General features: G+C 58.7%; 12 protein-coding genes and 1 other RNA gene. 3 read left to right on the top strand and 10 right to left on the bottom strand.

What is annotated here, in order from left to right; genetic code table 11:
• Nucleotides 1–36: 36 nt before the first annotated feature.
• From ACYJRZ_RS03115 to ACYJRZ_RS03075, 9 genes are all read right to left on the bottom strand, one after another.
• Nucleotides 37–1,791, bottom strand: a complete 1,755-nt coding sequence (locus ACYJRZ_RS03115; protein ID WP_459455972.1) for a peptidoglycan D,D-transpeptidase FtsI family protein — start codon at nt 1,789–1,791, stop codon at nt 37–39.
• Nucleotides 1,791–2,312: a cell division protein FtsL gene (ftsL, locus tag ACYJRZ_RS03110; RefSeq protein WP_459455970.1), complete on the bottom strand. Its 522-nt coding sequence runs from the start codon at nt 2,310–2,312 to the stop codon at nt 1,791–1,793. The genes ACYJRZ_RS03115 and ftsL overlap by 1 nt, the downstream gene beginning before the upstream one ends.
• A 1-nt stretch (nt 2,313) precedes the next feature.
• Nucleotides 2,314–3,339: a 16S rRNA (cytosine(1402)-N(4))-methyltransferase RsmH gene (rsmH, locus tag ACYJRZ_RS03105; protein ID WP_459455968.1), complete on the bottom strand. Its 1,026-nt coding sequence runs from the start codon at nt 3,337–3,339 to the stop codon at nt 2,314–2,316.
• 14 nt (nt 3,340–3,353) lie between these two features.
• On the bottom strand, nt 3,354–3,794 hold the full coding sequence (gene mraZ, locus ACYJRZ_RS03100; protein ID WP_459455966.1) for a division/cell wall cluster transcriptional repressor MraZ: 441 nt from the start codon (nt 3,792–3,794) through the stop codon (nt 3,354–3,356).
• Between the two features lie 429 nt (nt 3,795–4,223).
• An RNA gene (rnpB, locus tag ACYJRZ_RS03095) (RNase P RNA component class A) lies at nt 4,224–4,623 on the bottom strand.
• Nucleotides 4,624–4,689: 66 nt separating this feature from the next.
• Nucleotides 4,690–5,883: an NAD(P)/FAD-dependent oxidoreductase gene (locus ACYJRZ_RS03090; protein WP_459455964.1), complete on the bottom strand. Its 1,194-nt coding sequence runs from the start codon at nt 5,881–5,883 to the stop codon at nt 4,690–4,692.
• 82 nt (nt 5,884–5,965) lie between these two features.
• A complete protein-coding gene (locus ACYJRZ_RS03085; protein ID WP_459455962.1) occupies nt 5,966–6,523 on the bottom strand; it encodes a lytic transglycosylase domain-containing protein in 558 nt (185 codons plus the stop codon).
• 266 nt (nt 6,524–6,789) lie between these two features.
• A complete protein-coding gene (locus ACYJRZ_RS03080; protein ID WP_459455960.1) occupies nt 6,790–7,551 on the bottom strand; it encodes an N-acetylmuramoyl-L-alanine amidase in 762 nt (253 codons plus the stop codon).
• Nucleotides 7,548–8,258: a TerB family tellurite resistance protein gene (locus tag ACYJRZ_RS03075; protein ID WP_459455958.1), complete on the bottom strand. Its 711-nt coding sequence runs from the start codon at nt 8,256–8,258 to the stop codon at nt 7,548–7,550. The genes ACYJRZ_RS03080 and ACYJRZ_RS03075 overlap by 4 nt, the downstream gene beginning before the upstream one ends.
• A gap of 273 nt (nt 8,259–8,531) precedes the next feature.
• Between ACYJRZ_RS03075 and ACYJRZ_RS03070 the strand changes: the two genes are divergently transcribed.
• From ACYJRZ_RS03070 to ACYJRZ_RS03060, 3 genes are all read left to right on the top strand, one after another.
• Nucleotides 8,532–9,743: a pyrophosphate--fructose-6-phosphate 1-phosphotransferase gene (locus tag ACYJRZ_RS03070; protein WP_459455956.1), complete on the top strand. Its 1,212-nt coding sequence runs from the start codon at nt 8,532–8,534 to the stop codon at nt 9,741–9,743.
• A 119-nt stretch (nt 9,744–9,862) separates the two neighbouring features.
• Nucleotides 9,863–10,498, top strand: a complete 636-nt coding sequence (locus ACYJRZ_RS03065; RefSeq protein WP_459455954.1) for a LysE family translocator — start codon at nt 9,863–9,865, stop codon at nt 10,496–10,498.
• A 134-nt stretch (nt 10,499–10,632) separates the two neighbouring features.
• Nucleotides 10,633–11,787, top strand: coding sequence for a transglycosylase SLT domain-containing protein (locus ACYJRZ_RS03060; protein WP_459455952.1), 1,155 nt, complete (start codon nt 10,633–10,635; stop codon nt 11,785–11,787).
• 29 nt (nt 11,788–11,816) lie between these two features.
• Here ACYJRZ_RS03060 and ACYJRZ_RS03055 read toward each other — a convergent pair whose 3' ends face one another.
• On the bottom strand, nt 11,817–13,205 hold the full coding sequence (locus ACYJRZ_RS03055; protein ID WP_459455950.1) for a serine hydrolase domain-containing protein: 1,389 nt from the start codon (nt 13,203–13,205) through the stop codon (nt 11,817–11,819).
• Between the last annotated feature and the right edge of the window lie 103 nt (nt 13,206–13,308).

Below are 13,308 nucleotides of genomic sequence, written 5' to 3'. Positions count from 1 at the left end.
CGCCCCTCGCGAATCGACGTGTGTATTCTTTCACGCTTAATAAGACGCCAGCAAGGCCGAGTCATCTTTTCCAAAACTGGGCTGTACCCCGAGAATTGGCGCCGCGCGAGCGACGATGTCGCGGGCGATCGGCAACGCCGTGAAGGCCGAAATCGTCCCGCCGCCACGCTCGCCGCTCTTCGGCTCGTCGATGAAGGTCATGACGATGTATTGCGGGTTGTCGATCGGAAACACGGCCATGAAGGTATTGAAGTTCAGCGTATTGGAATACCGACCGTTGACCACCTTATCGGCCGTGCCAGTCTTGCTACCGACATTGTAGCCGGGAACACGGGCGTTACGACCCGAGCCCCTGGTGCCGTTGAACTCGAGCAGGAAGCGCACGTCATCACTGGTGCTCTTCTTCACGACCATCTTGGCGATGGCATCGGCCTGATCACGCGTGCGCGGCAGGAAGGTCGGCTCGATCAGCTTGCCGCCATTGACGAGTGCAGCTCCCGCGACAGCTGTCTGCAACGGCGTGGTAGAGACACCGTGGCCGAAAGAGATCGTGATAGAATTGATCTTCTTCCAGACTCGTGGCTGCGAGGGCATCTTCACTTCAGGCAACTCGGTCTGCATCTTCGTAAGGAGGCCGATCCGAGTGAGGAATTCCTTATGCCCTTCGATGCCGACAATATCGGCGATCTTGGCCGTGCCGATGTTCGAGGAGTACTGGAAGATCTCAGGAACGGTCAGAACACGACGCTGGCCGTGGAAATCCTTGATGGTAAAGCCACCAATGCGGATTGGATTAGTGGCATCGAAGGCATCCCGCAGCGTCACCTTGCCATCATCCAGCGCCATCGCCATCGTGAAGGTCTTGAAGGTCGACCCCATTTCGAACGTGCCGTTCGTCATGCGGTTCAGCCAGCCTTCCGAAGCGCCTTCGTTCGGATAGTTCGGATCGAAGTCCGGAGCCGAGGCCATGCCGAGAACCTCGCCGGTGTGGACATCGAGCACTGCGGCACCCGCGCCCTTGGCCTGGAAATTCTTTACGGCATTGACGACCGCATCGCGAACGATGCCCTGCACGCGCAGATCGATGGAAAGCTTTACCGGCTGCAGCGGCTGATCGTTGGTCATGCCGGCGGCCGCCAGATCAGCGAGCCCCTGGTCGTCGATATATTTCTCCATTCCGGCAACGCCGCGATTGTCGATATTGACATAGCCGAGAATGTGGGGAGCGGTCGTGCCGCCCGGATAGAAGCGGCGTTTCTCAGGACGGAAGCCGATGCCAGGAATGCCGAGCGCCAAAATCTGGCTCTGCTGCTTCGGTGTCAACTGCCGACGGAGCCAGGCAAAGTGCGAGGACTTTGCCGAAAGCTTCTTATAGGTCGACTTGGCATCGAGATCCGGCAGGACCTTACGCAGTTCCTCAACGGCCTCGTCCACGTCGATGATCTTGTTCGGCTCGGCAAAGAGGGAAACGGTACGAATGTCCGTTGCCAGGAGGGCGCCGTTGCGGTCGACGATATCGGGCCGCGAGGCCATCAGCCGATCGGGCGGCAGAATGCTTGAGGTGATATCCGGCTTGGTCATGGCGAATTGCGCAAGACGACCGCCAATCAGGCAGTAGATCGCGATGAAGCTTCCAACCAATAGTACAACGCGGCTTTTTGCCTGACTGGACTTGCGCTTGTGTGCGCCCTCGAATGTCGAACGGGAGAATCCATCGTTTGGGCGATTATTGCCGTCCGTCGAGAAATGGGCCTTGCTCTTCAGGACCATGATGCGAGAAAGAAAAGACATTAATCCCTCACCGATCCCGTTGCCATGTTGTCGACATCCTGCTTCTTGCGCTTGGCAAGAGCAGGCGGTTTCGGTCGCGGTGCCGGAGCCGCCGCGACATCGGCGATGGCCTTCCTAATCAGCGCATCCGTCGTATCGCCATTGCTCGAAGCTGCGGAGGCGCCCCCCTTGGCCCCGATCGCCTTGCCGCTCTTCGGATCGTTAGACGCCGTCACCGTTGGCGGCGGGAGCTGCGAGCGCAACATCGGAAGTTCGCTCGGCTGGACGATCGCCGTCGAAAGCGTCGGCTGCAGTTGAAGTTCGCTATTATAGGTATTGACGAGGCGCTCGAGGCGGTTCGGTTGAGAAACCAGCGCCCAGTCCGCCTTGAGGAGATCGATCGTATCCCTTTCAAGCTTGATTTCGGATTCGAGGCGGCGAACCTCTTCCAGCTTCAACTCGGCATGATGCTTGATCGTATAGGTCACGCTGGCCATGGCCGTCATGACGCCGATCAGCACGATGTCAAAAGTCTTCAGCATTTTAGCCCCCAAGCTTTTCAAGACTGGCGAGACTGGGCAGATCGAAGATCGAAAGATCTGCCGCCTCAGCTGGAGCCAAGGTGCGAACCCCCGCACGCAACTTGGCCGAACGAGCGCGCGGATTGGCTTCCGCCTCGGCATCGCTCGCAGAAACCATCGATTTGCCAACCGGCTCGAAAGTGGCGGGCCGCTCATTCACGATCGGCATGTGACGCGATCCAGCTGCACGACCCGAGCGGTCGGCAAAGAACTTCTTGACGATCCGATCCTCCAGCGAATGGAACGTCACGACGACGAGGCGCCCGCCCGGCTTGAGGACGCGCTCGGCTGCAAACAATGCCTGAGCCAGCTCGCCGAGTTCGTCATTGACGAAAATGCGCAAGGCTTGAAAGACGCGGGTCGCCGGATGGATTTTGTCCTTCGCCTTTCGCGGCGTCACGACCTCGATCAGGCCCGCCAGGTCACGGGTGGTCACGAAAGGAGCTTCCGCACGCCGCTTCTCGATTGCATGAGCGATGCGCGGCGCCTGCTTTTCCTCGCCCAGAAACACGAAGATGCGAATGAGATCGGCGAGCTTGGCACGATTGACGACATCGGCAGCCGAGACACCGCTTGCCGACATCCGCATGTCGAGCGGGCCGTTCTTGCTGAAGGAGAAACCGCGCTCGGCCTCATCGAGCTGCATGGAGGAGACGCCGATATCGAGCACGACGCCATCGAGGCCGCCTTCGGGAGCATGCTCGGCCAACTGAGAAAACTGCGATTGAATGAGCTTGAGATGGCCAGCATGGGCGGAAACAAGCGCCTGCCCTGCCGCGATCGCCGTCGGATCGCGATCGAGCGCAACTACATCGGCGCCGGCCTTGAGAATGGCCGACGTATAGCCGCCAGCCCCGAATGTTCCATCGAGGATCGTTTTGCCGGGCGCCAGGGCGAGCGCCTCAATCACCTCAGAAAGAAGAACCGGAATGTGCCGAACTGGTCCGCCACCGGCATCAGAAGAACCTGCGCCTGAATTCGCCGCCATTCCGTTTCTCCGCTCTATTCTAAGCGCCCGCCCGCCAGCCTGCGCTCCTCTCGTGCCTGCGACTGCAAGGCCAGAAAGGCCTCCGGTCGCCACAATTGAAAATGATCCGCCCGACCGACAAAAGTCACTTCGCTTACGATTCCGGTGAAGTCGCGAATGAAATCCGTGACCATCAACCGCCCTTCCGCATCGAGCTTCATGAAGACCCCGCCCCCATGAATGAGGAGCGACATCTGGTTCGCCGCCGGCGAAAACGGGCCGTCCGCCGCAATCTGCCGCTCGAAGCGATCGAGCAGATCGAGACCACCGACGCTGATCGCCGGAAACACAAAATCCTGGAAACAATAAAGCTCCTGGATATTGCGCTCGGCCAGCACGGAACGAAACGCCGCGGGCACGGAAACCCGCCCCTTGGAATCGATCCGGTTGGTCGCATTTGACAGGAAGCGGTTCATGACGCGAAACACCCGTTCCCCGTGCCCTGCAAGCCGCTACACGCTCGCGGACACAGCCAAAATCGGACACAGCTTCGCAAGCCGAAGGAGCCGACACTCCCTCGACACTCCCAGAACGGGAGCGACCACGGCTTTGCGATGATTGGGCTCTGATTTGCCCTTGTGCAGTGTTCTTTTGGGATACCATGGGACCATATGGGCGTCAATGGGATGAAGCCACGTCAGACGTGGCCGCAGCCTGAATATTCATAAGACGTTAAGTTTAACGAAAGGTTAGGATCGGCTTCAGGATACGTCCCGAAACGGATTGTTTTCACAGGTTAAAACCTTCACCGACCGAGGCCGAGAAGCCCTGAAATTCAGGGCATTCGGCAGCTCAAAAATTATTAGGCAGAACCGTTGGGCGCGCCGTTTGAAGTAACGCGATGATTTGCCAGTTGGCCTGTAAGCCGGGTTCTGTATGGCTCCGGCCGAAGCCGGAACGTGGCAGCCATTCATCTGGGACGCCGCTTGCGCGACGCCTCGTGCAACCCACCCGGATGACCGGCCCGGAAACAGGCTGGAGCGCTTGCGCGCCCCGTGTCATCCCTATTCGGTTTTGCTCCCGGTGGGGTTTTCCGTGCCGTCGCTGTTGCCAGAGACGCGGTGGGCTCTTACCCCACCCTTTCACCCTTACCCGATCCGAAAACCGGGCGGTTTGCTTTCTGTGGCACTTTCCCTGAGGTTGCCCCCGCCGGACGTTATCCGGCACCGTGTTTCCGTGGAGCCCGGACTTTCCTCACCCCATCGCCTTTCGGCATTGATGAAGCGCGGCTGCCCGGCCAACTGGCACAGGCTCATTAACCGAGACCGTCCGCAATTGCTACCGAAATATGCGCTTTGTCGGAAGCCTATATCAGCTGCGGAAATGCGCTGAGAAATCCGCACTGTAGCCCTGATCCTTGATTCGACCTGCGAGCAGCAGCTCCGCCCCCAGCCGGCCGATTTCATCGGAACTCTTGGCCGAAGTGCCGCTGCAGCCCATCAGGACCGCGATGCGCGAGGAAGACGTATAGCCGATCATGGGATAGCCGGTCGGCGAATAGGAGATGGCGCATGAATTGGTGAAAGACGGCGGCCGCTTCATGCCGGGAACAAGCTCATGGAAAATCCGCACCAGATGTTCGCGAGCCTTGTCGCGGCCAGGTGTGCGGAACCAGGCACGCAATTCCGCTTCGCTCTCGAATTGCAGATCGTCTGGATCGCCGCCGATCTTGATGTAGTACTTGCCGTCGGGGTAACGGATCGGCGGCAGCATATAGATGCTGTCCACGTCTTCAGGCGCCACTGAAATCAAGGAAGGCATGCTGGAAAGCGCCTCTGCCTCCGCCTCAGTGACCTCGAAGAACGTGACCGTACGTCCATAAACCTTCATCTCAACAGGTCGCGGCAAAAGATTCTCGGCAATAGAGAAACCGCCGGTGGCCAGCAGAATCTTTTCGGCCTTGAATGCCTCGCCTTCCGCCGTCTTGACGACCGCAAGACCGCCCTCGTCGCGGATCGACAGCGCTGTCTGCTTGATGATGCGCGCGCCAGCCTTTTCCGCCAGCAGCGATTGTGCCTTCACCAGCCGCCGCGGGCTAATATGGCCGGCCCCGTGCGGTTCGAATACCCCTTCGCTTCCCGACGCGAAGGCGAAGAAGGGAAACTTGGCCTTGAGTCCGGCATCATCGAGAAGTTCAGTTTGAACGCCGAGCCTGCCGGCTGCTTCCACGACGTCGCCGACATAGGTCGTCTTGCCGCCGCGCTTCGGGCCTGTGACCAGGCAGCCCACAGGCGCATAGAACTGGATGCCGCTATCGCGTTCAATATCCGCGTAGCGGGTGATCGAACGGTTTGCGAGACGAGCCCAATCCGTATCCGGATCAATCGTGCGAGTGATGCGGCCCTCGTCGTAATGGCTACCGAAAACACCCTGGTGGCTGGCGCGATCTTCAGGTTCATCCGGCCCGATGACGGCGATGCCATCCGTTTGGTTTGCCAGGTGACGGGCAGCCGCTGCTCCCATCATGCCCCGGCCCACGACGATGAACCTGAAATCCGCTGCCATGCTATAACCCTCATCCATAGTCGCGCTTTCGATAGCACGGAAAGCGATTCCGCCCTACCCGAAATCCCTCGACGAGCGGATGTCAGTCCAGAAGCGCCAGCACCTTGCCGCAATAGCGCTTCGAGATCGGGTTCATGCGCGTGGCGCCATGGCCAGCATTATATTTGAGGATAGTGTTGCAGGTCGAACCGCCGCCAAGATTCTGTGCCATGGCGAGATATTTCATGCCGAACTTGATGTTCGTTTCAGGATCATAGAGCCCCTTGGCCCCTCCGGTATATCCCATCAGCCGGGCTGTTGCCGGCTTGATCTGCATCAGGCCGATTTCACCTGCGCTTCCACGAGTTTTAGGATTGAAATTGCTTTCGATCTGGACGACGGCAGTAGCAAGTTCGACTGCGACGCCGTTCTGCTTGGCATATCTGGCAATCAATGCGGAGTAGCGATTTTGCCGTGCGAAGGAGGTCTCGGCATCGCGCAATTCGGCGGGAACATTGGGAACGGGGAAGCCGGTGGTGCGGCTGACAATTTTGAGAGAAACCGTTTTCTGCTTTGCATGGCGCTCGCCCGCAGAGGCGCAATCATATCCCACCAGCAGCACGCCCATGCATGCCACAGCCGCAACAATCAAATTTTTCATGTAGTCTTTTGTCTCCAGGGGCGGGACCGCGGATAGCCAAAACCATCACGTCCGGCTGGAGGCAAAAAGAGCCACCGGAGTGCACAGTCCCCATTAGTCTTCTACGGCCGCGCGACACACAAACCCAGACGGCGCGACCGCCGTTCAGCGAGCGTCGTTAGACCAATGTAATGCGGAGATAATAGGGAAAAGCTGTGGCGTAGCAGTGTGTTACGCGTTTCCGCATCTATAGCCGGCTATAATGCCTATAACTGGATGGAGCGAATTCAGGAATAGCGTGGCAACGCGGCCAGCAGTCGATGAAGCGTGTCAATCGTCGAAAAGTCGGCAATGCCATCCACGCGTTCCTGCCGGAAATGGCGCTGGAAGGCTTCGACATCGCCCTTCAGTTTTTCCGAGAATTCGCCATTTATTTCAGTATTATAGCCGTAAAGCGACAGCATCGACTGCAAGGCTTCGATCGGCTGTCCCACATCGCCCTTCTGGAAGAAACGCCCGCCGGTGATCGGAGCCGGCTCAACCCAGTGTCCGACACCCGCTGCGGCGAGCCGCGCCCAGGGGAATTTCTCACCCGGATCGACCTTGCGCACAGGGGCAACATCAGAGTGTCCGAGCACCCGTTCAGGCGCGATTGCCCAGCGTTGGCCGCAATCGCGACACAGTTCGATCACCGCTTCGATCTGCGCATCGGGAAATTCCGGCAGTCCGCCGGGATGGCCGGCATTGGCGATTTCGATGCCGATCGACGATGAATTGATATCAGTCTCGCCGTGCCAGGAGCTCTTGCCCGCGTGCCACGCACGACGCTCTTCCGGGACAAGCTGCATGACGCGGCCATCCTCGAAGACGAAATAATGGCTGGAAACCTGGCTCTCGGAGCGGCAGAGCCAATCGAGCGCGCCCTCAGCCGTGCCCATGCCGGTATAATGCAGAAGAATGATATCAGGCCGACGCCCGCCCCGCCTCTCGCCATGATTCGGCGAAGGCTGCGTACGGGCGCGAGCGAAATCGGCCTTGAATGCACTCATGCTGCGCGGCGTTCTTTCTCGATCTCGGCATAAGCCGCATTCAGAGCTGCCATACGCTCGTTGGCGATGGCATGGAACTCTTCCGGTACCCCACGCGACACGAGGCGATCCGGATGGTTTTCGTAGACGAGGCCGTGGTAGCGGCGGCGAATCGTCGGAAAATCGTCCTGGCGGGAGACGCCGAGCACCTTATAGGGATCGCGGCCGGCAACATTGACATGACGCGCCATGATCTGCTCGAATCGCTCCTCGCTCATATGGAAGATTTCGGCGACATGCTGAAGGAAGGCCATTTCCTTCTCATGGATCAGGCCATCGGCCTTGGCGATGTGGAAGAGACCGTCGAGCACATCCTCCAGCACCGGGCAATTCGCCGTGCAGGTCTCGCAAAGGGAGGACAGCCGCTCCGCATAAGCTTCGTAACCGGCCACATCCTGACGCGCCAGATTATAGAGACGAGCGACGTTTTTCGCCTGATCGGGAGGGAATTCGAAGATCTCGCGGAATGCATTGACCTCGTTTTCCGTGACCACGCCATCCGCTTTCGCCATCTTGGCGGACAGAGCGATTATTGCGACGGAAAACGCCACTTTGCGGCGCGTTTCCGGATCACCTTCAAAGACGGTGCGAATGGCCTCGACCACCGCCGACAGGGCATTGCCGGCAGTGCTACCGATAGCATTCAGCAATTTTTCCCAGAACGACATGCCGGTCTCGATATCCACTTAAACAGTAGAACACCTTGATCAAATAATGGTTGCTATTGCAAGCAGTCCATTCGTCGCAAGGGCGAAAACACTTTTCACAATTTGGTAATGATGTTGCATTGCGAGCGGCCGGCCAATCGCCCCGACCCTTGCGCTCGAGCCGACACAAACCGCGAATTTCTTAAATTCTTTACTTTACACCCATGTCCGCCTGTCGCATCCATTCCACCGCAACCATTGAAATGAAGCAGCTTGCCTGCAAGGAGGATCTCCATGGCCAAACAGAAAGTCGCAATGCTCACTGCCGGCGGGTTGGCGCCCTGCCTTTCGTCTGCCGTTGGCGGGCTGATCGAGCGCTATAGCGATGTGGCGCCTGACCTCGACATTATAGCCTATCGTTCAGGCTACCAGGGAGTTCTGCTGGGAGACAGCATCGAAGTGACACCGGCCATGCGCGAAAAGGCCCATCTGCTGCACCGTTACGGCGGCTCGCCGATCGGCAACAGCCGCGTCAAGCTCACCAACATCGCAGACTGCGTCAAGCGTGGCCTGGTCAAGGAAGGCGAAAACCCGCTACGCGTGGCAGCCGAGCGACTTGCCTCCGATGGCGTCACTATCCTCCACACGATCGGTGGCGACGACACCAACACGACGGCCGCCGATCTCGCCGCCTATCTCGGCGCTAATGGCTATGACCTGACCGTCGTCGGCCTGCCAAAAACGGTTGACAACGACGTCGTGCCGATCCGCCAGTCTCTCGGTGCCTGGACGGCTGCCGAAGTCGGCGCTGACTTCTTCGATAATGTCAGCAACGAACAGACCGCCGCCCCAAAGACGCTCGTCATCCATGAAGTCATGGGCCGCCACTGTGGCTGGCTGACCGCGGCAACCGCGCGCGCCTACATTCAGAAAACCAGTGCCAATGAATATGTCGAGGGCTTCATGATGAATGCCGATCTGAAGCGTATCGACGGGCTCTATTTGCCGGAAATGGCATTCGATATCGAGGCAGAAGGCGAACGTCTGCGCACCATTATGGAAAAGACCGGCCAGGTGACGCTGTTCGTTTCGGAAGGCGCAGGTCTTGATGCGATCGTCGCCGAACGCGAAGCGGCTGGGGAGAGCGTCAAGCGCGACGCCTTCGGTCACGTGAAGATCGATACCATCAATGTCGGCGGCTGGTTCCAGAAGCAGTTTGCAGCCATTATTGGCGCCGAACGCTCCATGGTGCAGAAGTCAGGCTATTTCGCACGCTCCGCAGCGGCAAACGGCGAAGATCTCCGCTTGATCCAGGGCATGGTCGATCTTGCCGTGGAAAACGCGCTCAACAAGGTATCGGGCGTCACCGGCCATGACGAAGGTCAGGGCGGCAAGCTGCGCGTTATCGAATTCCCGCGCATCAAGGGCGGCAAAGCCTTCGATATCTCTGCTCCCTGGTTCGCCGAGGTCATGGCGCATATCGGGCAGAAATACACACAGGCCTGATGGATCTCCGATCAACGCACTGATTGACAATTAGGCGGCCCGATTGTCCATCAGTCGGGTTGACGGATCGCTAATCCGATGTCTTTGCTGGCGGCGAAATAGGAATTAGGGAGGATTCCATGTCCATCGAAACTTGGCTCGCTTTCGCCGCCGCTTCCTGCATCATGCTGGCCATACCCGGCCCGACCATTCTCCTTGTCATATCCTATGCACTGGGCCACGGCCGCAAGACGGCGCTGGCAACGGTGACCGGCGTCACGCTCGGCGATTTCACGGCAATGACCGCTTCGCTCGCCGGTCTCGGTGCCCTTCTCGCCACATCAGCGACACTATTCACGATTCTGAAGCTGATCGGCGCAGCCTACCTCGTTTTTCTCGGAATCAAGCTCTGGAGAGCCCCCATTGTGACGGGACCGATGGGCGATAACGACAATCTCCCAGAGGAAAAACCGTTAAAAATTCTCTTACACGCATATGTTGTAACGGCACTCAACCCGAAGAGCATCGTGTTCTTCATTGCGTTCGTTCCGCAATTTCTCGATATGTCGAAGCCATTTCTTCAGCAAACGCTTATTCTAGAGGCAACTTTCCTCACTTTAGCAGCCTTGAACTCGCTTATTTATGTATTCGTCGCCGATATGGCACGCGGCTTCATCCGCAAGGCTGGCGTGCAACGCGCCGTTAACCGAACGGGCGGAACACTGTTGATTGCAGCCGGTGCAGTGACCGCCGGATATCGCCGGATGGCCGCCTGAGCCGGTGCAGGGTTGCGAGGCGATCACGGATAGGTTAATGGGGATTCATAATTTTATCGATCCTGTGACCGAATTTGGCGGTCCTGTGGCCGAATTGCATCGAAATTAGGTTTGGTTTTTTCGAAAGTGACAGAATGGTAACGATCGGATTTCCCAGCCTGAAGCGCAGCGTTGCCTTGTCGGCAATGATGTGCGGCGCTCTCGCCGGGTGTGCAAGCACTCAGCAGCAGACGTCTCAGGCAGAACTCCCGTCGGCACACGCCAACGTGCCGCATCCGAATACGACCCTGACCGCAACTGGCGCGGCCGCGCCTGCAGCAGGCGGCGTCGCAATGGCGGCGGTATCGCCGAATTTCATCGGTCCGCGGCAGCCGCAACAAACGGCAATGACAAAGTCCGGTCGCGTTGTTCCAGGCACGACTAACATCGCCGCTGTAAGCCAGCAGCAGATGGACGCGGGACGTTTCGGCACGCCGGTTGCGAGCGCTGCCAATCAGGGAACCGCCGCAATCGCCGCTGCAACGGGCGCCACCGCCGGCAGCACGTCAGCCGCAGCAGCCTATGCAGCGTCCGACGTCCCTCTGATGCCTTCCGTGGTCGCCATCCCCATGCCCAATCCGGCGCGTCCCGGTGATGCCGCGCTCACGCCGGTTTCCTCCTCCATGGCTCAGGGCCAGCCGGCCATTCCGATGACATCGGATGTTGCAGCCATTCAGGTCGCCGTTCCGACGCCGCGTCCAGGTTCGACGCCGCAGGCAGAAGTCGCCTTCGCCACGCCCGCCCAGATGGGCGTTCCGCTCTATGCGGACAACCGAATGCATTACGACTTCAATTTCGACAGCAGCGGTCCGACGGTGGTGCCAGCTGTCATGACCACCACCAATACTGCGAATTATGATTCCGATGTTCCGGCTGAGGAAAAGAGCTACGTTTCGAAGCTCATCCAGAAATACGCCAAGCTCTACGAAATTCCGGAATCCTTGATCCATCGCGTCGTTCACCGCGAAAGCCGTTACAATCCGAAGGCCTATAACCGCGCCGGATATTTCGGCCTGATGCAGATCAAGTATAATACCGCGAAGTCCATGGGTTACGAAGGCCCGGCATCCGGCCTCCTTGATGCCGAAACCAACATCAAATACGCCGCCAAGTATCTGCGCGGCGCCTGGATGACGGCGGACAGCAAGGCCCAAAACAAGGAAGCCAGTGCCGTCCAGCTTTATGCACGCGGCTATTACTACGACGCCAAGCGCAAGGGCCTCACGGACGTCGCCAACGGCAATTACTGATTTTATCGAGACATCTCTAAGAAGCCGGCCTAGTTCGTGGCCGGCTTAATAACATCCATGATCCGCTTCAGCAGGATTTGCGGCCGATAGTCCGCCCATGTCGGCGTCAGTCCCATCCGCACGACGACGAGATTGGCGGACGGGACGATTGCAACCGTTTGGCCGTCGTGACCAGTCATCCAAAATGTATCTACAGGCAGGCCGAATTGGGCATTCGAGCCGCCGGGACCAGCAAGCCAGGTCTGAACCTGCGAGTAGACCCCCTCTGAGGCATTCGTCGGCGTGCGCATGGCGCCGACGAAACCTTCCGGCAGCAGGCGATGCCCATTCCAAACCCCATCCTGCAGCAGAAACAAGCCGAAGCGCGCCCAATCCCGGGCGCTGGCATAAAGATAAGAACTGCCGACAAAGGTGCCGCGCTCATCGGCCTCGAAAACAGCACTATACATGCCGAGTGGCCCGAAGAGCGCTTCGCGTGGATAGGAGATGGCAGTGCTCAGATTGGGCAGCCGGTTCATCCAGAGGCGAGAAAGCAACGCTGCCGTGCCGCTGGAATAGCTAAAACGCTCGCCCGGCGCTGTCGTCTGACGCGCATTGGCTGCCAGGCTGGTGACATCCGGGTCGAGATAGAGCATGCGCGTTACATCCGATACGGTGCCATAGGATTCGTTGAACGCAAGCCCGCTTTCCATGGCGAGAAGATCGCTGAGCTTGATGTCCTTGCGCGAATCCGCGCTCCATTGCGGCAGAAGATTCTGATCGTCGAAGGACATGCGCCCGGCCAGCATGAGACGGCCGATAATCGCGGCATTGACCGTTTTCGTCATCGACCAGCCGATCAGCGGTGTTCCCTTGCTGAAGCCGTCGCCATAGCTCTCAGCAACGATACGGCCATCCTTGACGACGACGATCGCCCGCATAGCCGGCCCGGCCAGATCCAGATTCGATACGGTATCGGCGAGCTTCTTCCCGACATCGCCCTGACCGAGGTTCACCGTATCTCCATCCGGCCACACCGCATCGTTCTTCGGCGCCTTCACCTTGTTGAGGAAAACGGCGCTGCGAGCCGTTTGCAGATCACCGTCCGGCACTAGCGCGCAACCGAGCGCGCCGCGATAAAGCGCACGGTTCGGCGCGAACAATCCCAGGAAACGGGCCGTGACCACGCCCTCATCCCGGTCGACATAAACGCGAATGAGCTTCAATGCCGGATTGCCGGGAGCCTGCACATCCTCCTCCATCACCTTGTCCGGGTCCCGTTTGGCCACGAAGGTGTTGGAGCAGACGATCTTTGCGGCGTAGCCATCGCCAACTTTCAGCAATTCCGGCGGATAAAGAGAGAGCCAGACGGCTCCGCCGGCGACAATGATCAGCAGCAAAACAATAAGAGCCCCGATCACTCTCGATATCAAACGCATGTCACATACTCTCCAGAAATGTAGGCGGAGACAATCAGGAAACGCGGCAAGATGAAAGACCCATGATGGTTAGGGCTCCTTAAATATGTGCAAGGATGCTCTC

The sequence above is a fragment of the Rhizobium sp. No.120 genome, from assembly GCF_054558365.1.
The sequence above is the reverse complement of the archived record's forward strand: the minus strand, read 5'-3'. Positions and strand labels throughout refer to the sequence as shown.